The sequence below is a fragment of the Bacillus cereus group sp. MG9 genome (genome assembly GCF_040459995.1).
Lineage (GTDB): Bacteria > Bacillota > Bacilli > Bacillales > Bacillaceae_G > Bacillus_A > Bacillus_A mycoides.
In genome coordinates this window covers 4,573,067-4,595,276 of sequence record NZ_JARVHC010000001.1, presented here as the reverse complement: position 1 = coordinate 4,595,276, position 22,210 = coordinate 4,573,067, and the positions used below count along the sequence as shown (strand labels likewise).

Below are 22,210 nucleotides of genomic sequence, written 5' to 3'. Positions count from 1 at the left end.
AAGACGAGATCCTATAGGATTTCGTCTTTTTTCTTTTGGATATATTTCGAAATTCCATCCGGATATAGTAATTTTTCCTTCTGAATGAAAGCTGTAATGGGAATCCATTTCGCATACGATACGGTTTGCTCATCTTGTATATTCATTTTTTCCATTTCATATAGTGACATGTCTAATAAGCGTAAAGAATATAGCTGAATGATTTCATGACCAATTTCTCCATCTAGATGAAAGATGTTTTCTAAGCAGCCTAAATAATTGGTGATTTCCACTTCTGTGTGAAGCTCTTCTTGAAATTCGCGAATAACAGTATGTGCTGATTTTTCACCAAGTTCAATTGATCCGCCAAGAGGTCGGTAATATGTTTCATCGCCTGTATGATATTCTTGTACAAGAAGGCGACCGTGATGTATAGCAATGCCAAAAGCTTTTGCACGTGGATACATATATAATCACTCCTTATTTATTTTGTATAAGGATGATTATAAGGCAGGGTGTGATAAAAGGTGACGTGTATTTAAGCGTTTGGCCGAATTGTGATGCCATTAAATAAGTCATTCCAAAATGCTTCATTGTACTGGTATATATCCATCACTGGGCATTTTATAACACAAATATTTTGTAATCCCCAATCTTCTTGGGCGATAGTTGGTACATCTTCAGGAATGAGTAATAGGACAGAGAATGTATGTTTAACTATTTGAGATAAAATTTGTTCCAAGGAACGTGCTTCTTCGTATGTTCCTCCCGTTCGAATAAACAATGTGGATTCTGCCGTTTCGATTGTAGTTAGAAAACGATTAATTCGATGCTCATAGTTTAACTTAATTTCTGTATAAGAAGGCCAGGATGTTGGTGTGTTTACATCGGTTTTAAAATCATGGCAGGAGTCGATTTCATAAAGATTGTCTCTTAGTCGTAACTTAGCATCATCATCCCAAAATGAGATGAAAGACAAATTTTCTAATCCTAAAAAACGGTCAAATCGATTTTGTAATAATAAATTCACTTTTTCTAATGAAGGGCTTAGCATAAAATCGATAACACCAAAAAATGGTGATAATTCGAATTGATATAAAGCCCAAGCAGGCCAGCAGTTTTGTCCTAAGCTGAATACTGCATTATAATTTTGTTTTATATTGGATAAATTCATGTGAGGCATCTCATCCTTTTTGCTAATATTTTATGTCATTAAAAAATGGTATGTGAATAAAGATAGACAAGCATATTTGCAAAGAACAAGCGGAAATATGTTACAATAGGAAAAAAATCGAACGAGGTGGTTGTTGTGATGCGATCGAAGCGAGAACAAGCCATTTTAGACAATATAAAAGAGTGGGAAGGGCAATTAGTAGAGCAAGAAGCGACCGATTTTCAAAAGATGTTTGATAAGTGGTTGCATACTACAGTTGCAAAACTACCTGAGAAAAAACGAAAAGACTTTTTTACGAAAGCAGATGGATGGCTCTTTCATTTGCATGCACTTATTCAAAGTTCACAATCACAGTTAGATGCACGTAATCGTATTTTAGGAACATCGAGATTGTTTGATGAATCAATTGAGCAACTTGAAGATTTGAAGGCGTTATCTATTGATCAATTAACATACATAGCAGAGCAGCAAACAGCACGTCATCGTCTATATTCATTCGTACAAGGTGGAGCAACTGGTGCTGGTGGTTTATTATTATTAACGGCTGATTTTCCGGTTATGATTGCGTTAAATGTGAAGGCTGTCCAACTTGTTGCGACATCATTTGGGCATGATGTGAACAAGCCGTATGAAATGATGCTTGCGTTAAAGGTATTCCATGCAGCATTATTGCCGGCGAGACTTCAGCAATATGCATGGTACAATTTACTGAGAGAACTCGAACAAGAGGATTCATTCTTCTATGAAGGAGACGAAGCAGTATTAAAGCCAGCTTCTACTGAGGTTGTGTTAAAACAAATTTTGAAGACATTTTCGATTTATGCTCTCCGTCGTAAAGTATTCCAAGGCATTCCTGTACTTGGAATGGCAATTGGCTCTACAGTGAACTACCGCTTAACGAGGAATGTTACTGAATTTGCAAATAAGTTTTATCAAGTACGCTACATATTAGAAAAAGAAAAGAGAGCATGAAAAAAGCGAGAGGCCGAAGCCTTTCGCTTTTTAGTTTGTCGCATGTTTTTTGGATATTGGAATAGAAACGGGTTGCTTTGCTGCTTTCTTTTCTGTTTTTGGATAGTAAATTAAATCCAATGTTTTTGCCTGTACGGCAATCGAAAGAATAGTAAAAGCAATTTCTGTCCAATTTAAATAATATAATGAAAGCGCAAGAACAATCGCGTCAAAGACGAAGAAAATTTGCCCAATTGTAAACCGAGTTCGTTTACTTAATATAATTGTTAAAATATCGTCTCCACCGGTTGCACCGCCAAATCGCAATATAAAACCGAGTCCAATACCAGCTAACGCACCGCCAACTACTGCAGCTACAAATAAATTATTTGATAAATCTACCGTAAAAGGAGAATAATTTTCCATAAGGGAATAAAATACTCCGAATGAAAGTGAACCTAAGAATGAATAGCCAACCATTTTTCTACCTAAAAATGAAGCACATAGTAAAATAATAGGGATATCCATTACTACAGTTGAAATAGATGGTGAAATATCATAAAAATTTTGGATGAATAGTGCAATACCTACAAAGCCACCTTCTGTTAAGTGGTTTTGGAAGTGAATGTGATATAGCGCTGCTGCTAATATAAATGAACCGATTAAAACCATAAAAACTTCTTTAATAATTTGTCGACTTTGGATGTTCCTCATCGTTATTCCTTCTTTCCGTAGTTAGTAGTCCTTTGGTGTTGTAAACTAACTACGAGCTCACATGTAGCTTTCAGTTAGTTTACGAAAAAAACTAACTACGCTATATGTCGCTGAAGAAATAACGAATAATCCTCTCGTCCATCAATTCTCCCTACCTTCGTTTTAGTTTAAGTCTTAAAGCGACTAAACAAAACGGGGAGTAGGATTCTTCATTTAGCAATCCTGCTCTTCTTTGTTTTGTTTAGCTAGTAACAATTAAGTCCTAAACAAAACGCTATGTGTAAGAAGAGTCTTTTTTTTGCCAAATTATCCTTCGGGCAATCATAATTTCCCCACTCTCGTATTTTTTTCGCTAGACTAAAGTATCTGAGCTGAAAAATACGCTACGTGTATGATTCGTCAATACGATGCCACATGCTCCTTCGAGCGATCATGATATCAAAATCCCTTCCTTCAAGATTTATATTATTATATCATACTTTCAAAAAATACATGCGGATGGAAACCGACAATAACCGAAGAGAATCTACAAAAAATGTTATGTTTAAATATTTTTGTAGAAAAGCCTAAGTTATTTCGTAGAACTGGACAACTTTTAGAAGTTTGTCCAATAAGTAAGAAAAGAAGGGTTTTTATTCAATTGTATTGTTCTCATCACTTTTATCTTTAAAAAATGCATCCCAGCTAATGATACTTAAAAAAGTTAAAGCGATAATAATGAAAGCTCGCATAAGTTTGAGACCTCCTTTTGTACATAGTATATGAATAATTTGTTTCGGAATGTGTCATTTTTTTACAAGCTCTAACTATTATGAGAGTATATTAATATAGATAGATGAGGGGGAGAATGGAGATATGCTAAAAGACATGTTTAAAAGAAAAGAATTAAAATGTGTTTCATGTCAGAAAAAGATTCAATATGAAGAAGAGCTAGTTGCTTTTGTGAAGTTGCCGAAAGAAAGAAGTGTATTAGTAGGCCCGTTTGATGTATGTTTAGCAAAAACGGCGCAAGAAATATATTGCAAAGCTTGTTACGACAAAAAAGCATGACCCGAATTAATTGAGGGGCATGCTTTTTTCATTGGTGTGCTTTTCCCTCAGATACGTTTTGGGTTAGACGATACCAAAGCCAAAGATCGTTAATAATTGAAGCAAGATCGGCAATTTCTGAATTTAGCCTGCAAGAAATTTCGAAGTCTTCTTCGTTATTTAAGTGGTGTTGTTTAGCGTTAATATGGTGCTCAAGTTCCTTTATGCGATCAGGTATTTTTCCGCGAACTTGCTCCCATTTTAATAAAATAGAATGCTGCGCTTGTTCAGAGATGTCTTCCCATTTTTTTTGTATGTTCGGTACTTCAATTCCTAGATGTTCATTGTATATAAAATACTTTTTCATAGACACCCCTCCATTTTCCTTCCTCTATTTTACATAAAAAAAGAAAGAAGTTCGACGAAATTGTTTGAAAAAATTTTATAAATTCCCCTTGATTCATTTTATGAAAGGTGATAAAGTTTGGATTATTATAAAAAAAGATGAATATTTATTCTTTAGGGGGATGCAAAATGGAGAAGAAAAAAGTTGTATTAGCATATTCCGGAGGTCTTGATACTTCCGTTGCAATTAAATGGTTACAAGAGAAGAATTATGATATTATCGCGCTTTGCTTAGATCTAGGGGAAGGTAAAGACTTAGCGTTTGTAAAAGAAAAAGCACTTTCAGTAGGTGCAATTAAATCATATATGATTGATGTTCAAGAAGAATATGCGAATGAATATGCATTGATAGCGATGCAAGCTCACACGTTATACGAAGGGAAATATCCTCTTGTCTCTGCATTATCTCGTCCGCTTATTGCAAAAAAATTAGTAGAAATTGCAGAGCAGGAAGGCGCAAGTGCAGTTGCACATGGATGTACAGGGAAAGGGAATGACCAAGTTCGTTTTGAAGTTTCTATTCAAGCGTTGAATCCATATTTAGAAGTTATTGCGCCTGTACGTGAATGGAAATGGTCACGTGAAGAAGAAATTGCATATGCAAAAGAAAATGATATACCGATTCCAATTAATTTAGATAGCCCGTTTTCAATCGATCAAAACTTATGGGGACGCAGCAACGAATGTGGAATTTTAGAAGATCCATGGGCAGCGCCGCCAGAAGAAGCATACGAGATGACATTAGCATTAGAAGATACACCGAATAAACCAGAGTTTGTAGAAATCGGATTTGAAGCAGGAGTACCGACGACTTTAAACGGCACTGCATATTCACTTTCAGAACTAATTAAAAAGTTAAATGCACTTGCTGGAAAACATGGCGTTGGACGTATCGATCATGTAGAAAATCGCCTTGTCGGTATTAAATCTCGTGAAGTGTACGAATGCCCAGCGGCAATGACATTAATAACAGCGCATAAAGAACTTGAAGATTTAACACTTGTGAAAGAGGTTGCTCATTTCAAACCGATGATTGAGCAAAAACTAACAGAATTAATTTATAACGGTTTATGGTTCTCACCTTTAAAACAAGCGCTCAATGCTTTCTTACAAGAAACGCAAAAAAATGTAACAGGTACAGTGCGTGTGAAATTATTTAAAGGTCATGCGATTGTAGAAGGGCGTAAATCTGAGTACTCTTTATACGATGAAAAATTAGCAACGTATACTGCCCAGGATGGATTTAATCATGATGCAGCAGTTGGATTCATTTCATTATTCGGTTTACCTACGAAAGTATACAGCCAAGTGAATCAAAAGAAGGTGGAAGCGTGAGCAAACTTTGGGGCGGACGTTTTACAGAAGAAGCGGAAGCGTGGGTTGAAGAGTTTGGAGCATCCATCTCCTTTGATCAACAATTAGTAAATCAAGATATAAAAGGGAGTATCGCACACGTAACGATGTTAGCAAAGCAAGGCATTGTTACGAAAGAAGAAGCAGAGAAAATAAAGATAGGGCTTCAATATTTACTAGAGGAAGCGAAACAAAATAAATTGAATTTCTCAGTCGAGGCTGAGGACATTCATTTAAATATTGAAAAGATGTTAATTGAAAGAATCGGTGAAGTAGGAGGGAAACTTCATACAGGCCGAAGCCGTAACGATCAAGTAGCGACAGATATGCATTTGTATTTAAAAGAAAAAGTAGAAGATATTATAAAAGCTACAAAACAATTGCAAACTGTTCTTGTTCATCAAGCGGAAAATAACATCGAAACAATTATGCCCGGCTATACGCACTTGCAACGTGCACAGCCGATTTCATTTGCGCATCATATTCTTGCTTATTTTTGGATGTTAGAGCGCGATGTGAATCGTTATGAAGATTCGTTAAAGCGTATTAACATTTCACCATTAGGAGCAGGAGCACTAGCTGGTACAACATTCCCGATTGACCGAGAATATAGTGCGGAGCTTCTTGGATTTAATGGAATCTATGAAAATAGTTTAGATGCGGTAAGTGATCGTGATTTCATACTGGAGTTTTTAAGTAACTCATCTATGCTTATGATGCACTTATCACGCTTTTGCGAAGAACTTATTTTATGGAGTAGCCAAGAGTTTCAATTTATTGAAATGAGCGATCAATACGCAACAGGCAGCAGTATTATGCCGCAGAAGAAAAATCCGGATATGGCGGAACTTATTCGTGGTAAAACGGGCAGAGTATATGGTAATTTATTCAGTTTACTTACAGTAATGAAAGGATTGCCACTCGCTTACAATAAAGACTTACAGGAAGATAAAGAAGGAATGTTTGATACAGTGAAAACAGTAGAAGGATGCCTTCATATTATGGCAGGCATGCTTGAAACGATGACTGTAAACAAAGAAAAAATGGGGCAAGCTGTGACGCAAGACTTCTCTAACGCAACAGAAATTGCCGACTATTTAGCAAGCAAGGGACTGCCGTTCCGTCAAGCTCATGAAATTGTCGGGAAACTAGTTCTTCATTGTACGCAAAAAGGAATCTATTTATTAGATGTACCACTTGAAACGTATAAAGAAATGAGTCCGTTATTTGAAGAAGATTTATATGAAGTTCTTTCACCTTATGCAGCTGTAAAGCGTCGTAACAGTGCTGGCGGGACAGGATTTGAGCAGATTGAAAAGGCTTTGGAGAAGGCGAAGGGGTTAACTAAAGAAGTTATTAGGAATTGAGTTGGAAAGTACGCCAGTCTGTGAAAGTCTGGCGTACTTTCTTTTTTACTAGTGTGTAAGTTATAGTATAGTGAAAAAACACAATTTAGGGGAAATTTATGAAAAAAATAGTATTTATCATTTTACTGTTAATTAGCTTAATTGCAAACGTGAAAGTATTTCTTTTGGACAAATATATGTTTGTTGGTGAACAAGAAAAGCGAGAAGAAGCGATTATCGCAACGATGTGGCACTTGCAAGAGAAAGGATATAAAGAAAGTGATATTTCATACATAAAACCGGCCTTTTATAGTAAAATCGGTTCTTACGGTATGAATGTACAGTTTAAAGATGAACCAAATGAATCGTATACATATAGAGTTTCGAAAGATGCTAAAACAAATAAAATAACTGTACACCAAGATAGCAATGAGCCAGGTGGTATGGGTGGGAAGCATCAAGAGCTTAAATAGATATAGGAGACTGCTGATAAGTAATATGAGCAGTCTTTTATATTTTTAGAAGGGAGTCGAGCATTTTATAGTTGTTCTTCATAATGCTAAAATGATGCTTCTCATGAATCGCTAATAGTTGGATAGATTGAATAAGGTTAGGATAGTGAGCAATTGGATCTAAAAATACGATATGTCCTGCAATATCTTCTTCTATATTTTGAACTAGTTTTTTTATTTCATCTGTTTCACGTGAAAGTAATTCTTCTAATTCGTTTACATTCATAGAGTAATAGACTTTTTTTGAAGGGATTAAAATCCAAGGAGCTTTCATTCCTTTACCGTGTTTTTCTTTATATTCGGCATAAATGTCATGCATGTCAGTTGCAAATGGGGCGTTTTTTCTTAGTTTGGCATAAGGGATAAGAGTGAAAGAGAATTTAATCGCTACTTTTAGCATCCTTGCAATTAAATATAAGTGATAAAAGTGTTCACCAATAGACCATTTTCCGTCCTCTTTTCTATGCCATAGTTGTTCTTGTGAAAGTGAATGAAGCTCAGGAAGGAACTGGTTTCTTTGCACATGTAATGTGTGAAAATGTTTTGAGATATTTTCAGATTTCATATTCTGGTATCCTCTGCATTTTTTCCTAATTATAACATTTTTCGTATAGATGTAATTAAGCCTAGAGCAATATGTTCTAGGCTTAAAGTTTCATCGATTAATCATACTTGTGTCGATCTTCCGTAATCCGAATGTATTCAATATCCATTAAATCTCGAAGCAATGCACCGTGACTTAGTTCAACACCATGTTTTTCTTTAAAATGAGTACGAATCGTATCTAACATTTCGATTTCTTTTCCATTCACATCTAAAATAATACGTTCAGAATCATCCATATAGCATCCTCCTTTTTTAGACATATATATTTTGTCCGTCTATTTCTAAAAAATGTATGTTAACGTAATGTTAGGAAATGAGAAAGGAATGGGAAATGAGACGTATATATTTTGTAGGGTAACTAACTGTTACGATTTATCTAACCAATTATAACGAAAGTTAATTAAATATATCAGTAAGCCCTGCTAGTCAAGTAATTGGCTAGTAGTGAGGGTTAACTGCGGGCAATCCCTAAAGCTGATTGAACTACAACGTGGCTAGAAATGGTGAGCGTGAATGTTGCGAAAGCAGAAAAAATCAATCAGATGGTGCAAGGTTAAATCCTAAACACTAGAACAATGGGTCTTCCGCCTCGAATCATCTAAGTCAAAATTGATAAGATGAACGTTCAACGACTATCTCGTATAACTGACGAGAGTACATCACAAGCCTATGGTGATGGAAAAATATTCTACCTATAAAGAGATAAACATATAGTCTGCGCTCATGTGAAAATATGAGAAGTTCATAAGAGAACTGGCTAAGGAATTGCGCCCCTAGTTGAACAAGATAAAATTAATTAAATCTATCAAACTTTAATGAATCTATCGAACGTATGTGTTATGGTAAATTCAATGAGGTGAGAATAATAATGAAATTTTCACGAGTTAGTCAAGTATCGGAATTAACAGGTTTGTATCCGAGTAGTCTTAGGAGAATGCTGATGGAACACGCTACCATTCAGAAGAATCAATCTTTCATTATCTAAAAGATGCGTGCTCGAATAATCGCACAGTAAAGGAGTAGGCTTCTGATGATATTGGCGAAGAAAGTTAGACTGATTCCAACGCCTGAACAAGAAAAAGTGCTTAGAAACCATGCTGGTGCTGCAAGATTTGCTTATAACTATTGTAAAAGAATGAGTGATAGATACTATAAGCTATTTGGGAAATCTGTTTCACAGTTAGATTTACAGAAACGATTTACAAAGATCAAGAAGCGAAAGAAATATGAGTGGTTAAAAGACATCAATGCACAAGTTCCTAAACAGGCTTCAAAAGATTTTGATAAGGCGAGGAAAAATTCGTTCGAAAAGTACAAAAATGGTTATCACACTTCTTATAAATCCAAAAAAGATTTAATCCAAGGATTTTATGCCAATTATGAAAGACTGATTATAGGAAAGAAAGTAGTTCATATTCAGTCCATTGGAGAAGTGAAAACAAGCCAACAACTACCAAGAAACAAAAAATCATCAAATCCAAGAGTTACATTTGATGGTCGTCACTGGTGGATTAGTGTAGGGTTCCAGGAAGACTTTGAATCACAAGAACTAACCAATGAGTCGATTGGTGTGGATGTTGGTTTAAAAGAGCTGTTTGTAGCTTCTAATGGTACGAAAGAACGAAATATAAACAAAGATGCTAAGGTTAAAAAACTTTTGAAAAGGAAAAAGTCAGCGCAAAGAGATATGTCTAGGAGATTTAAAAAAGGTGTAAAAATTCAATCTGCCGGATATGAAAAAGCTAAAACTGAGCACCTTCGGTTATCTAGGAAAATTACGAATATCCGAAATAACCATATCCATCAATCAACAGCTAAATTGGTGAAAACCAAACCAATGAGGATTGTTGTGGAAGACTTACCTATCTCAAACCTGTTAAAAAACAAAAAACTATCGAAAGCATTTTCATTTCAAAAATTAAACTTCTTCTTTCAATGTTTATCATACAAGTGTGAGAAGTACGGCATTGAATATGTAAAAGCTGATAAATGGTTCGCCTCAAGCAAGATTTGCTCATGTTGTGGAGTAAAATACGACCATTCAGTTCAACCAGAAGGACAATGGAGTTTAAAGATTCGTGAATGGGACTGTGTTCCATGCAATAGCCATCACGATAGGGATGTAAATGCTTCGATAAATTTATCAAGATGGGTAAAATAAATGCTTGATAATAGGAGGTAACGATACTGCCTCGTGTGGAGTGTTATACCCCTCGTCCCTTCGGGGTTGCGAGAACACGATGAAGCACTAACTTGTGTAAATTTGATTGAATTGTATAGATTTAGTTAAGTTTATAGTATCGGTTAATTTTGTACACGCTAATTGTATTACACGGTGCATTCCCAAATATCTTTTCATTTGAGGATATAGAAACAGTACACATTGCGACATTTATCTTTGCTCTATTTGTAGTAGATTGCTGTATATCGATATGGCTTTCGAAAAGAAAACATGTACAAGATAAAAAAGAAATGGAACGGAAAAAGAGAAAACGTTCATTTTGGATGCCGACATACTGTTTATCTTTAGTGCTTATTGCTGTCTTTTTTAGTGAGTATATTCCATTAGAAAGATTAGATATTGGATTTGGAGCGTTCGTGTTTGCATATTATTTTTTTATGCACTTTCTTCCTTATATGAAAGAAAAGCGAGGAGAAGAGGAAGATCCGATTGAAGAAGAAGTGAGAGAACAAGAGAGTAAGAGAATAGAAGAAGACATAAAGAAACTTGGCGAACAAAAGTGGTATTTAAAATCAAAAATTATATATGTTTTTTGCTTCATTGCGCCGCCAATCGGTTATGTGTATGTTTTCTTACTTCGTAAAAAAATGACAGAAGATGCAAAGCAAACGTACTTAATTGTTGCGACGATAATGATGGCGCTATGGTCTTTGAAATTCCTTCCGCCGTATGTGTTGGCAGGTACCGTTGTTGTTGTAGCTTGTCTTGTATTTATAGTGAAGTTTGTGAAATGAAAAACACCAAGCCTATGTGGACTTGGTGTTTTATTTATAAATTAAAGATCACCTTGCTCCTCGTCACCACGAACAACAAGGACATCGCATTTCGCATAGCGAATAATATGTTCAGAGACGCTACCAATTAGGAAACGTTCTACAGCATTTAAACCAGTTGCACCACACATAATTAAATCCACTTTATGGTTTGGAGCGATTTCTTTTGAAATTTTAGATTTAGGATTACCAAATTCTAATACAGTTTCCACTTTTTCAAGACCAGCTTCAAGCGCAGTTTTTTTGTAGTCTTCTAATAAGTCTTCTGCAAATAGATTTGCACGTTCAGCAATTGCGCGGCTATAAGCCTCTACTGCTGAGTATGCTTTTACATCAACGATATGAGCAATTGTTAATGTTGCGTTGTTTCGTTTTGCAACTTGAATTGCTTTTTTAAAGGCTTTTTCTGCTTCTTTAGAACCGTCCACCGCAATTAAAATATTTGTATATGTATTATTCATAGTAAATTCCTCCCAATCATTTTTATTACCGTTTACAACTTTATTATAAAACAAATTTTGGTAATGTGCTTGTCGGAAACGTTACAGAATTTTGAAAACTTTTCCTTAATTCATTTTAGTTGTAATTGAAGCGAGAACTTGTTACATATGGAGTATAGCAATTTAAAAGGAGGCATGTTTGTGAGACACGCGCTCATTACAGCCGGTACGAAAGGTTTAGGAAAGCAAGTAACAGAAAAGTTATTGGATAAAGGATATTCAGTAACAATAACATATCATAGCGATACAAGTGCTATGGAAACAATGAAAGAAACATATAAAAATATGGAAGAACGTCTACAGTTCGTGCAAGCTGATGTCACGAAAAAGGAAGATTTACATAAAATAGTAGAAGAAGCGATGAGCCGTTTTGGCAAAATTGACTTCTTAATTAATAATGCTGGTCCTTACGTATTTGAAAGGAAAAAATTAGTCGATTACGAAGAAGACGAATGGAATGAAATGATCCAGGGTAATTTAACAGCGGTGTTTCATTTATTAAAACTTGTCGTACCGATTATGAGAAACCAGCAATTTGGTCGTATTATTAACTATGGATTTCAAGGGGCAGATAGCGCGCCTGGATGGATTTATCGTTCAGCCTTTGCAGCTGCGAAAGTCGGACTTGTTTCTTTAACGAAAACAGTCGCATACGAAGAAGCTGAATACGGTATTACTGCGAATATGGTATGTCCTGGTGATATAATTGGTGAAATGAAAGAGGCAACGATTGAAGAAGCACGAAATCTGAAAGGTAGTAACACACCAATTGGTAGATCTGGAACAGGGGAAGATATCGCAAGAACCATTTCGTTTTTATGTGAGGACGATTCTGATATGATTACTGGCACGATTATTGAAGTAACAGGCGCTGTTGATGTTATTCATAGACATCGATAGAATTAAATAAAGTGAAGTTTCGAATAATTGGACAGTTTATCCTTTATACTGAGAGGTACGGATAATACTGTCCTTTCATGTAAGATTAAATCTATCGGAAAACTTGTATTATTTTTTGTCAAATATTGAGATATTATGTTAGAATATAAGAGTATAGAAAGCGCTTTAAAAAAATGATTCAGGGGTCATTTCATAACTCAAGGGGGAACTAATAATGCGTATCGGTATTCCAACAGAAATTAAAAACAATGAAAACCGCGTGGCAATGACGCCAGCGGGAGCTGTACATTTAGTACAAAATGGTCATGAAGTTTTTGTTCAAAAAGGATCAGGTGTAGGATCAGGCTTTACAGATGAAGAATACGTACAAGCTGGTGCGAAACTTGTTGAAACTGCTGAAGAAGCATGGAATCAAGATATGGTTATGAAGGTAAAAGAGCCAGTTGAAAGTGAATACGGTTATTTCCGCGAAGGTTTAATTTTATTCACATACTTACACTTAGCTCCAGAGCCAGAATTAACGAAAGCATTAATTGATAACAAAGTGGTATCAATTGCATACGAAACAGTACAATTAGACAATCGTTCTTTACCATTACTTGCACCTATGAGTGAAGTAGCTGGTCGTATGTCTGCGCAAATCGGTGCACAGTTCCTTGAGAAAAACAAAGGTGGTAAAGGTATTTTACTTGCAGGTGTTCCAGGGGTGAAACGCGGTAAAGTAACAATTATCGGTGGTGGTCAAGCTGGTACAAACGCAGCGAAAATTGCAGTAGGTTTAGGTGCAGATGTAACAATCATCGACTTAAGTGCAGAACGTCTTCGTCAATTAGATGACATTTTCGGAAACCAAGTGAAAACGTTAATGTCTAACCCGTATAACATTGCAGAAGCTGTAAGAGAATCTGATCTTGTAATCGGTGCAGTATTAATCCCAGGTGCAAAAGCGCCAAAACTTGTAACAGAAGAAATGATTCAATCAATGGAACCAGGTTCTGTCGTTGTAGATATCGCGATTGACCAAGGTGGTATTTTCGAAACAACTGACCGTATTACAACTCACGACAACCCAACTTATGAGAAACATGGTGTTGTTCATTATGCAGTTGCAAATATGCCAGGTGCGGTTCCACGTACATCAACTCTTGCATTAACAAACGTAACAGTACCATATGCAGTACAAATTGCTAACAAAGGCTACAAAGAAGCTTGCCTAGGCAACACTGCATTATTAAAAGGTATTAACACATTAGATGGCTACGTAACATTCGAAGCAGTTGCAGAAGCGCACAGCTTACAATACGCTGATGCGAAAGAGCTTCTTGAAAAAGCTCCTGCTTTATCATAATAGAAATACATGTAAGCCCCTCCTTTTGTAAGGAGGGGCTTTTTATTTAGCGTGCCCAGCTAAGCTGGGCACTGCTTGCTGGTGAAAGTCCAGCCTAGGTAAGAGCCAAGTCGCCTAGTAGCTGACAGGCAGCTGGTGGAGAAATCCTAAGGTTGAAGCCCTGTGACAAAGTAACTTTTACTAGAAGTGCGAGCGAATCAACAGACCGTAACATAAAGTGAACCTTGCCGCCTCGTTAAAAGCAACCTAGAAATAGGACAAAGGGAAGTCGAGCCTGGTGAATATGGGCGAAGACCATGGAAGATGTAAAGAACTTGGAAATACGACATCGAAGAATCCCTCGGGGTACGGAGGGCGGTATGTTGAGAAAGTAGTGTCTGGAACTGGGGAGCCCCTCCTTTGCCCTTTCTTTCAGAAAGGAGAGAGGAAACCTATAAGCATATACGAAATGGTGGACTGTAAAGAGGGAGTCGGAGGAGGTCATAGTACTGAATATCATAACGACAACACAACGTTATGTAGGGAAGGACCTCTACTTTGTTCATAAGTTGGAAGGAGGTAAGAGTGAGTGAATGCTGGAAAACTAGCTAACTACACTGATGTAAAAGCTCAAGAACTTTGGAAGACTTTATATCTTTGTGCCAAAGAAAGTTCAAGTCGTAGGTTTCACGCGTTGTATGACAAAATATATCGTCCTGACATATTGGCTGAAGCATGGAGAAGGGTAAAACGAAATCAAGGAAGCGGTGGAATTGATGGACAGACGATTGAAGAAATCGTGTATCAATATGGAGAACGAAACTTTCTCAATGAATTATATATAGAATTGAAAAGTAAATCATACCATCCACAAGCTGTAAGAAGAATGTATATTCCAAAAGGTGATGGAAAACAAAGACCGCTTGGAATTCCCACGATCAAGGATAGGGTTGTACAAATGGCAACGAAATTGGTGATAGAACCTATCTTCGAAGCCGATTTTCAAGACTGTTCGTATGGGTTTCGCCCGAAACGAAACGCACATCAAGCGATATCGAAGATACGGAAAGCGAGTAAAACATCTCATTGGATTGTAGATGTAGACATACAAGGATACTTTGACAATATTAATCATGACAAATTAATGAGGCTTGTAGAAAGAAGAATCAGTGACCGAAGAGTGTTAAAACTCATTAGAAAATGGTTGAAAGCGGGAATCATGGAACATGCGCAATTTCATGAAACGACATTAGGTACACCACAAGGTGGCGTGATATCTCCATTACTTTCTAATATATATTTAAACTATATGGATACCATTTGGGAAAAGAAGTGTAAACATTTGGGGGAACTAATTCGATATGCGGATGACTTTGTCATCGTATGTCAAACAAAACAACAAGCATTAGAGAGTATTCGGATACTACAATCCATTATGAATAAGTTAGAACTTACAATCCATACAGAAAAGTCGAAGCTAGTGAATACGTGGGATGGAAACGAGGGATTTGATTTTCTAGGATTTCACCACCGAAAATACCCTAAACATGTGAAAGGCGGGAAGAAAGTGCATGTGATGGCACATATTCCGAGCCAGAAAGCCATGAGGAAAATGCGGGAACGCATTAAAAGATACACAGAGCCGAGGAACAAACTGTATTTACAATTGGAAGAGATGGTGAAAGGTTTAAATAGAATTCTGCAAGGATTCAAGAATTATTATAGCTTATCTTCAATTGGACAGAAGTGGCTCTGTAAAATAGACTGGTACGTCCTAGAACGACTTAACCTTTTTTGGAATAAGAAAAGAAATGTTCGAAAGAAACATGGTCGTATCAAGGACTTGATGAAGAAAACAACATATGCACTCGTGAAAGTAGGAGGATAGAACAAAACTGAACGCCAAAGAAGGAAGAACATCGGAAAGCCGTATGAGGGAAAACCTCACGTACGGTTTGATGAGGGGAAGCTGAAACAGAAAAGGGATGGCAAAGCCATCCCTAAAGAAAATTTAATCTGTTTCAGTTTTCTACTCTACGAAAAATGATTTAACAATAAACTCAAAAGAGTTTCTGTACCAAATGAAGTCTTTAGCAAAAAAATAGTGAAGGTATACCAAGTGATTATTTTGAACAATATTATAAAGAAATAAAAAACATCAAACCAAAAGACCTACCAATATACGGTGTAGTTGTAACAGGGAAAACAGAGGATTTACAAGATTTACAAGGTTTACAAGGTTTACAAGGTTTACAAGGAGCGCCATATATTAAAGCGGCTGTTAGAGGTGTAACAGTGGAGAAATATTAATTACAGTTAATTAATGTGAATAATCAGAAAAAATATGTTATAATATGGGAAAAGGAGGTTTATATGAGGCAAATACATGGAGCAATTTATATTTACATAACAATGTTTTTCGTGGCGATATCCTATGGATTAGGGCACGTGTATTCGCATCCTATACTAACTTTTTTAAGCGGAGCATGTATGGCGTTTGCGTGTCTTGTCCACCTTTTCTCAGTTTGGATCGTGAAATTTCAAATTAATATTAGTGAAATAGAAGAAGGCACTTTTTAAAGGGCCTTCTTTAATAAAAAGGTAGCGATCACGCTACCTTTTTTATTATTTCACAAATTGTAATTCTTTCGGGAATTTCGTTAAGATTTCTGATCCGTCTTTTGTGATGTAAATATCATCTTCAATACGAACGCCGCCTACGTTTGGTACGTAAATACCTGGCTCGATTGTGAAGACCATACCTTCTTTTAATAGAGACTCATTGCCTTCTTTTACATCTGGATATTCGTGTACGCTAATTCCAAGTCCGTGACCAAGTCGGTGTGGGAAGAAGTCTCCATAACCTGCATCTGCGATAACAGAGCGAGCGGCGTTGTCAATTGCACCAAATGTAACGCCTGGTTTACATGCTTCAACTGCTTGTAGTTGTCCAGCAAGTACAGTGTTGTAAATGCGAGTTTGTTCTTCAGAAATATCACCAAATGCTACTGTACGCGTAATATCAGAGCAATAACCTTCAATGATTACACCTAAATCAAATAGTACGAAATCGCCGCGTTTCATTTTGTTTGCACCTGGAATACCGTGTGGAAGAGCAGAGTTTGAGCCTGCTAATACCATCGTATCGAATGACATTTTATGGATGCCTTTTGTTTTTAATTCATGCTCAATAATTGCTAATACTTCTAGCTCACTACGATTTTCTTTAATTGCATTTACACCAACTTCAACAGCATAATCTGCCATTTTAGCCGCTTCACGCAAAATAGAAAGTTCTTTTTCGTCTTTAATTAAGCGAAGTTCGCGAACTTTCTCTTCAGCTGATTTGAAAGCTGCATTTGGGAATAACTTTGTTAATTCTTCGTAACGTTCTACGTTTAAATGTTCTTTTTCAATTGCAACTGCATTTGCATCAATACCACGATCTTTAATTGCTTTTGCAATCATATCCCATGGTCTGTCCGTATCAGTAAATCCGATAATCTCATGTGCCCAGCCAGCGTTACGTGCTTGGCCTTCTTCCATTTTAGGACAAATTAAAATAGGCTCTTTTTCTTGGAATACAAACATACCAAGTAGTCTTTCATGTGGTTCACAGTGGAAGTTTGTCATGTAGAAGACGTTCGGTGTAGAAGTTAAGAACGCAGCTTCTACGTTTTTTTCTTTTAGCCATTGCATTAAATTTTCTAATCTAGCATTCATCGATTGGCACCCCCGAGATATTTAATTACAAATATAACTTTACATCGGAGGAAAGCGTTATGACAAGTAAATCGATGTTAGAAAAGACAGGGAATTGAGAAATCATGTAGAATAAAAAGTGAGAATGTGAATAGGGGAGGAATGTAATGATGAAAGTATCGTATCACGGGCATTCAGTTGTAAAGATTGAAACGAATGGAAAAGTTATTTTAATTGACCCATTTTTAACGGGAAATCCGAAAACAGATTTAAAGGCTGAAGATGTAAAAGTTGATGCGATTATTTTATCGCACGGACACGGTGATCATGTTGGGGATACAGTAGCGTTAGCAAAGAACAATAATGCGGTCGTTGTGGCACCGTTTGAATTAGCGACATTTTTAGGGTGGCAAGGTGTAAATACACATCCAATGCATATTGGTGGTTCACATGAATTTGACTTTGGAAAGGTGAAATTTACTCAAGCATTCCACGGCTCTAGTTATATTGATGAAGAAAATAAGACGATTACATATACAGGTATGCCAGCTGGTATTTTGTTTACAGCAGAGGAGAAAACGGTATATCATGCAGGAGATACTGCTTTATTCTCTGATATGAAGTTAATTGGAGAACTGAATAATATTGATGTAGCATTTTTACCAATTGGCGATAATTTCACAATGGGGCCAGAAGATGCTGTGTTAGCAGCAAAATGGATAGAGGCGAAAACAGTTGTACCGATGCATTACAATACGTTCCCAGTTATTGAACAAGATCCATATCAATTTGTAGAAAAGCTACAAAATTGTACAGGGAAAGTATTAGAAGCTGGAGAAAGTATTACACTATAAAAAAGAAACCCTTCATTTGAAATGACAAGTGAAGGGTTTTTTATGTGTGTAGTACAGTTTTTAAAGTTTGCGCTTGTTTTGGTGATTCTTTTCTTTTTGGAAGTGGCTGTTCGGGTGTTTCATTCAACTCCATTGCAACTTTTTTCCCATCTACGAAAGCTAAAAATACAGCACCTACAACCTCTAAAAATTTTTTCATCATGTATTCGCTCCTTTGTTTCATTTCTTGTCTTGTCTTAATTGTATATTGAAGCGTCTGGACAAACTATCGAACGAGATGACAACAGCATTACATTGTTGTAATAGAATGACTGGTGGAATGTAAGGGGTATTTTGTTATAAAAAAAATGGTACAGGCATATAAAGAGAGAGTGTAACAGTTTTGAAAATATAGTATACTGAAAATACAACACATGAAGAATTTAGGGAAAAGAAAGTATGGTGAAACCATTTGGCTACCAAACATAATCAAATTTTAGAACATATTAATAGCCTGCCGGTAGGGCATAAAATTTCTGTGAGGCAAATTGCGAAAGATTTGAGTGTAAGTGAAGGGACAGCTTACCGTGCAATTAAAGACGCAGAAAATAAAGGATATGTTAGTACAATTGAACGTGTCGGAACAATTCGAATTGAACAAAAGAAGAAAGAGAATATCGAAAAACTGACATATGCAGAAGTCGTTAACATTGTCGATGGTCAAGTACTTGGAGGCAGAGAAGGACTACATAAAACATTAAATAAATTCGTAATCGGGGCTATGAAATTAGAAGCGATGATGCGCTATACAGAAGCAGGGAATTTACTTATCATCGGTAACCGTACGAACGCACATCAATTAGCACTAGAAGCTGGGGCAGCAGTGTTAATTACGGGCGGATTTGATACGGAAGATCATGTGAAGAAATTAGCAGACGAATTAAAACTTCCAATTATTTCAAGTAGTTATGATACATTTACGGTCGCAACGTTAATTAACCGTGCAATTTATGATCAACTTATCAAGAAAGAAATTGTACTCGTTGAAGATATTTTAACGCCAATTGAAGAAACGTTATATTTAAAGCCAAATGATACAGTACAGCAATGGCATGCGTATAATGAAGAAACGATGCATGGACGTTATCCAATTGTTGATGAAAATAAAAAGGTGTTAGGTATTGTAACTTCAAAAGATATGATTGGTGTCGTGAAAGAAACACCAATTGATAAAGTGATGACAAAGCATCCAATTACGGTAAACGGAAAAATGTCTGTCGCAGCTGCAGCACGTATGATGGTGTGGGAAGGTATTGAGTTACTTCCTGTTGTGGAAGAAGGGAATAAATTGCAAGGGATCATTAGTCGCCAAGATGTACTTCAGGCGCTGCAAATGATTCAACGTCAACCGCAAGTTGGAGAAACAATTGATGACATTGTAACGAACCAATTTATGACGCCGAAAGAAGCGAAAAATGAGCATTTGTATCAATTTTCAGTGACGCCACAAATGACGAATTCAATCGGGACGTTATCTTACGGTGTATTCACAACAATTGTGACAGAAGCAACAAACCGTGTCATTCGTGCGCAGAAGAAGAGCGATTTAATTGTTGAAAACTTAACCATTTATTTCGTAAAGCCAGTTCAAATTGATAATGTTGTATCAGTTCATCCGAAAGTATTAGAAATTGGGCGTAAATTTGGTAAGATTGATGTAGAAGTGCATCATGAAGGTAATGTTGTCGGGAAAGCATTACTTATGGTGCAATTGATCGATAAATAAAAAGATGGAACAAATCGTTTTGGTTTGTTCCATCTTTTTTGTTTTATTGGGTTTGGAAGCTGTTGCTAAAGATGTGGAAGAGTTTTAGCGGGAAATATATATATAAGGAGAGATGATTTTATAATTAGAAAAAACAGAATATTAATTCATTTAGATTGTATACTATGATATAATTAGATTGTAAGATAATGGATGTCGGAAGGGGGATGCAATATGTCATCAGAATTACTCTTTTTTGGTGGTATCGCACTCTTTTATTTCCTTGTGATGATACCAATTCAATACTTATACTTACAAGGATTAAATGAAAAAAAGAAACGAACAGGATTATCTCAGCAAGAACTATACAAACAGATGTCTTTTGGAGAAGAACAATTACATTTTCACGTGCAAGGTAATCCCTTTAATATACCATCTGCGTTTGTTGCATATATGATTTTGAAAGTGAAGGGACGTAAAAAAGCATCACAATGTTGATGCTTTTTTTACGTTGTTTTATAAGATTCGGCTTCTTTGACTGCTAATGGTAGAAAATGTTTATATTGGCGGAATCCATTAAATGTACTCGCGCTGCCAAGTAAAATAAACAAAACACCAACGATAATGCGTGCAGTTGAAAGTTCTAAAAAGAATTGGTTTATCCCAAAGAATAGGACGAATAAGCCGAGTGCCATTGCGGATTTTCCTGAGAGCCAACCTTTCTCCATTGGACGGTTTGTACGAAAGAACTTTGTTTTGTAGAAGAGGTACAACACAAATGAGATGATAATACAAAAGACGAATATTGGCATAATACACGCTCCCATCGATTGGTATAAAAATAATAATTTAGAAAAAAGAAAAATCTAAACTTTCTAACTTTTATTATAAAGCAATTGTTCGCATGTATGAAATGTTTTCCGTTATAATGAGGGATAAAGTGAAACTTTAATTAGTGTGGGGAGATCCCACGTACTAATTATTAGCCCTCACCAATCGGGCTTTTACGTGCATCCAGGCTCCAAATTAATTTTGCCCCATTGTTTTTAATACTTTTGAGGCGGGAGTCTTACTACACGTTAATGCGGGATAAAATGAAGAAGTTGAATAAAAAGGAGATTATACATATGCATGAGCAAATTTTAGGAGCAATTAAAGAGTTTGATACAATTATTATTCATCGTCATGTGCGTCCAGATCCAGATGCATTAGGTTCACAGGGCGGTCTTGGTACAATTCTACAAGAATCGTTTCCAGAGAAAAATATTTATACGGTTGGGTACAATGAACCGTCACTAGAATATTTACGAGTAATGGATGATATTGAAGATAGTGTATATGAAAATGCACTTGTTATCGTATGTGATACTGCGAACCAAGAACGTGTTGACGATCAACGCTATGCAAAAGGGAAGATGTTAATTAAAATTGATCATCATCCGAATGAAGATCCGTACGGAGATATTACGTGGGTAGATACGACATCAAGTTCTACAAGTGAAATGATTTATGAGTTTTACAGTTATGGAAAAGATAAAGGATTACAGATAACGAAAGAAGCAGCTCGTCTTATTTTAGCGGGTATTGTTGGGGATACAGGTCGTTTCTTATTCCCGAATACAACAGCGAAAACACTTCGTTACGTAAGTGAGCTCGCTGACATGGATGTGAAATTCACAGATTTATACAATGAAATGTATAAGACAAAAGAAAAAATTGCTCGTTTAAACGGTTATATTTTACAAAACTTCACAATGGTAGAAGAAGGCGCAGCGTACATTAAATTAACGAAAGAGGTACTAGAAGAGTTTGATGTACTTTCTACTGAAGCATCTGGTGTTGTCGGAGCACTTGGTAATATTGATGGATTAAAGGCATGGGTTCTATTTTTAGAGGAAGATGATGTTATTCGTGTTCGTCTTCGTTCAAAAGGACCAGTTATTAATAAGTTAGCAATGCAATATAATGGCGGAGGACATCCGATGGCTTCTGGTGCAAAAGCATCTTCTTGGGAAGAAGCAGATCGCCTGTTTGCTGATTTACGTGAGCTGTGTAGATAAAAATTGTATGTTGAACGAAAGAGAAGGAGAGGCACTGAA

The 22,210-nt window shown here is 36.2% G+C and carries 25 protein-coding genes and 1 pseudogene; 16 read left to right on the top strand and 10 right to left on the bottom strand.

Going from position 1 to position 22,210, the window contains the following annotated elements; all coding sequences use genetic code 11:
• Positions 1–11: 11 nt before the first annotated feature.
• Together QCI77_RS23585 and QCI77_RS23580 are read right to left on the bottom strand one after the other, a co-directional pair.
• Positions 12–446: an NUDIX hydrolase gene (locus tag QCI77_RS23585; protein WP_215590245.1), complete on the bottom strand. Its 435-nt coding sequence runs from the start codon at positions 444–446 to the stop codon at positions 12–14.
• A gap of 71 nt (positions 447–517) precedes the next feature.
• A complete protein-coding gene (locus QCI77_RS23580; RefSeq protein WP_215590244.1) occupies positions 518–1,153 on the bottom strand; it encodes a DUF1796 family putative cysteine peptidase in 636 nt (211 codons plus the stop codon).
• Positions 1,154–1,291: 138 nt separating this feature from the next.
• Between QCI77_RS23580 and QCI77_RS23575 the strand changes: the two genes are divergently transcribed.
• Positions 1,292–2,125, top strand: a complete 834-nt coding sequence (locus QCI77_RS23575) for an EcsC family protein (protein ID WP_016102963.1) — start codon at positions 1,292–1,294, stop codon at positions 2,123–2,125.
• 30 nt (positions 2,126–2,155) lie between these two features.
• Here QCI77_RS23575 and QCI77_RS23570 read toward each other — a convergent pair whose 3' ends face one another.
• Entirely contained in the window at positions 2,156–2,818 is a 663-nt protein-coding gene (locus tag QCI77_RS23570; RefSeq protein ID WP_002015542.1) for a YitT family protein, read from the bottom strand.
• An 855-nt stretch (positions 2,819–3,673) separates the two neighbouring features.
• Here QCI77_RS23570 and QCI77_RS23565 point away from each other — a divergent pair.
• Entirely contained in the window at positions 3,674–3,868 is a 195-nt protein-coding gene (locus QCI77_RS23565; protein ID WP_002015541.1) for a hypothetical protein, read from the top strand.
• 28 nt (positions 3,869–3,896) lie between these two features.
• Here QCI77_RS23565 and QCI77_RS23560 read toward each other — a convergent pair whose 3' ends face one another.
• A complete protein-coding gene (locus QCI77_RS23560) occupies positions 3,897–4,214 on the bottom strand; it encodes a hypothetical protein (protein WP_002034320.1) in 318 nt (105 codons plus the stop codon).
• Positions 4,215–4,381: 167 nt separating this feature from the next.
• Between QCI77_RS23560 and QCI77_RS23555 the strand changes: the two genes are divergently transcribed.
• From QCI77_RS23555 to QCI77_RS23545, 3 genes are all read left to right on the top strand, one after another.
• The gene (locus tag QCI77_RS23555; protein ID WP_113770014.1) at positions 4,382–5,587 is read left to right on the top strand and encodes an argininosuccinate synthase; all 1,206 of its coding nucleotides are present in this window, start codon (positions 4,382–4,384) and stop codon (positions 5,585–5,587) included.
• Positions 5,584–6,972, top strand: coding sequence for an argininosuccinate lyase (gene argH / locus QCI77_RS23550; protein WP_002129392.1), 1,389 nt, complete (start codon positions 5,584–5,586; stop codon positions 6,970–6,972). The genes QCI77_RS23555 and argH overlap by 4 nt, the downstream gene beginning before the upstream one ends.
• Positions 6,973–7,070: 98 nt before the next feature.
• On the top strand, positions 7,071–7,424 hold the full coding sequence (locus QCI77_RS23545) for a DUF3139 domain-containing protein (protein WP_002067555.1): 354 nt from the start codon (positions 7,071–7,073) through the stop codon (positions 7,422–7,424).
• A gap of 37 nt (positions 7,425–7,461) precedes the next feature.
• Here QCI77_RS23545 and QCI77_RS23540 read toward each other — a convergent pair whose 3' ends face one another.
• Both QCI77_RS23540 and QCI77_RS23535 read right to left on the bottom strand, forming a co-directional pair.
• Positions 7,462–8,028, bottom strand: a complete 567-nt coding sequence (locus QCI77_RS23540; RefSeq protein WP_002138616.1) for a DinB family protein — start codon at positions 8,026–8,028, stop codon at positions 7,462–7,464.
• Positions 8,029–8,125: 97 nt separating this feature from the next.
• Positions 8,126–8,305, bottom strand: coding sequence for a ProA domain protein (locus QCI77_RS23535; protein WP_113770015.1), 180 nt, complete (start codon positions 8,303–8,305; stop codon positions 8,126–8,128).
• 794 nt (positions 8,306–9,099) lie between these two features.
• Between QCI77_RS23535 and QCI77_RS23530 the strand changes: the two genes are divergently transcribed.
• Positions 9,100–10,230 (top strand): RNA-guided endonuclease InsQ/TnpB family protein, encoded by a 1,131-nt coding sequence (locus QCI77_RS23530; RefSeq protein WP_353825524.1) that lies wholly within the window; start codon positions 9,100–9,102, stop codon positions 10,228–10,230.
• A 149-nt stretch (positions 10,231–10,379) separates the two neighbouring features.
• Positions 10,380–11,045 (top strand): hypothetical protein, encoded by a 666-nt coding sequence (locus QCI77_RS23525; protein ID WP_353825523.1) that lies wholly within the window; start codon positions 10,380–10,382, stop codon positions 11,043–11,045.
• A gap of 41 nt (positions 11,046–11,086) precedes the next feature.
• Here the strand turns inward: QCI77_RS23525 and QCI77_RS23520 are convergent, their stop codons facing one another.
• Positions 11,087–11,545 (bottom strand): universal stress protein, encoded by a 459-nt coding sequence (locus QCI77_RS23520; protein ID WP_001066676.1) that lies wholly within the window; start codon positions 11,543–11,545, stop codon positions 11,087–11,089.
• A 147-nt stretch (positions 11,546–11,692) separates the two neighbouring features.
• Between QCI77_RS23520 and QCI77_RS23515 the strand changes: the two genes are divergently transcribed.
• The 5 genes and pseudogenes from QCI77_RS23515 (at position 11,693) to QCI77_RS23495 (ending at position 16,391) form a co-directional block, all read left to right on the top strand.
• Positions 11,693–12,484: an SDR family oxidoreductase gene (locus QCI77_RS23515; protein ID WP_113770280.1), complete on the top strand. Its 792-nt coding sequence runs from the start codon at positions 11,693–11,695 to the stop codon at positions 12,482–12,484.
• A gap of 214 nt (positions 12,485–12,698) precedes the next feature.
• Entirely contained in the window at positions 12,699–13,832 is a 1,134-nt protein-coding gene (gene ald, locus QCI77_RS23510) for an alanine dehydrogenase (RefSeq protein ID WP_002015529.1), read from the top strand.
• Between the two features lie 568 nt (positions 13,833–14,400).
• A complete protein-coding gene (ltrA, locus tag QCI77_RS23505) occupies positions 14,401–15,699 on the top strand; it encodes a group II intron reverse transcriptase/maturase (RefSeq protein WP_088031616.1) in 1,299 nt (432 codons plus the stop codon).
• A 151-nt stretch (positions 15,700–15,850) separates the two neighbouring features.
• A pseudogene (locus QCI77_RS23500) lies at positions 15,851–16,121 on the top strand (anti sigma factor C-terminal domain-containing protein); the annotation flags it as partial.
• A 63-nt stretch (positions 16,122–16,184) separates the two neighbouring features.
• Entirely contained in the window at positions 16,185–16,391 is a 207-nt protein-coding gene (locus tag QCI77_RS23495; RefSeq protein ID WP_113770278.1) for a hypothetical protein, read from the top strand.
• Positions 16,392–16,436: 45 nt separating this feature from the next.
• Here QCI77_RS23495 and pepQ read toward each other — a convergent pair whose 3' ends face one another.
• Complete coding sequence (gene pepQ, locus QCI77_RS23490) at positions 16,437–17,534, bottom strand: Xaa-Pro dipeptidase (RefSeq protein ID WP_002143359.1); 1,098 nt, start codon at positions 17,532–17,534, stop codon at positions 16,437–16,439.
• A 149-nt stretch (positions 17,535–17,683) separates the two neighbouring features.
• On the opposite strand from pepQ, the gene QCI77_RS23485 reads away from it, so the two are divergent.
• Positions 17,684–18,367 carry a metal-dependent hydrolase gene (locus QCI77_RS23485; protein ID WP_193662813.1) on the top strand — a complete coding sequence of 228 codons (684 nt, stop codon included), beginning with the start codon at positions 17,684–17,686 and terminating at the stop codon, positions 18,365–18,367.
• A gap of 40 nt (positions 18,368–18,407) precedes the next feature.
• Here the strand turns inward: QCI77_RS23485 and QCI77_RS23480 are convergent, their stop codons facing one another.
• Positions 18,408–18,569 carry a hypothetical protein gene (locus tag QCI77_RS23480; protein ID WP_100248390.1) on the bottom strand — a complete coding sequence of 54 codons (162 nt, stop codon included), beginning with the start codon at positions 18,567–18,569 and terminating at the stop codon, positions 18,408–18,410.
• Positions 18,570–18,818: 249 nt separating this feature from the next.
• Here QCI77_RS23480 and QCI77_RS23475 point away from each other — a divergent pair, with 249 nt between their 5' ends.
• Both QCI77_RS23475 and QCI77_RS23470 read left to right on the top strand, forming a co-directional pair.
• Positions 18,819–20,132 (top strand): CBS domain-containing protein, encoded by a 1,314-nt coding sequence (locus QCI77_RS23475; protein ID WP_002088951.1) that lies wholly within the window; start codon positions 18,819–18,821, stop codon positions 20,130–20,132.
• 213 nt (positions 20,133–20,345) lie between these two features.
• Complete coding sequence (locus QCI77_RS23470; protein WP_002034294.1) at positions 20,346–20,609, top strand: DUF3949 domain-containing protein; 264 nt, start codon at positions 20,346–20,348, stop codon at positions 20,607–20,609.
• Positions 20,610–20,617: 8 nt separating this feature from the next.
• Here QCI77_RS23470 and QCI77_RS23465 read toward each other — a convergent pair whose 3' ends face one another.
• Positions 20,618–20,923 carry a YtpI family protein gene (locus tag QCI77_RS23465; protein ID WP_002138595.1) on the bottom strand — a complete coding sequence of 102 codons (306 nt, stop codon included), beginning with the start codon at positions 20,921–20,923 and terminating at the stop codon, positions 20,618–20,620.
• A gap of 315 nt (positions 20,924–21,238) precedes the next feature.
• Here QCI77_RS23465 and QCI77_RS23460 point away from each other — a divergent pair, with 315 nt between their 5' ends.
• Positions 21,239–22,171 (top strand): DHH family phosphoesterase, encoded by a 933-nt coding sequence (locus QCI77_RS23460; RefSeq protein WP_353825522.1) that lies wholly within the window; start codon positions 21,239–21,241, stop codon positions 22,169–22,171.
• Positions 22,172–22,210: the final 39 nt, after the last annotated feature.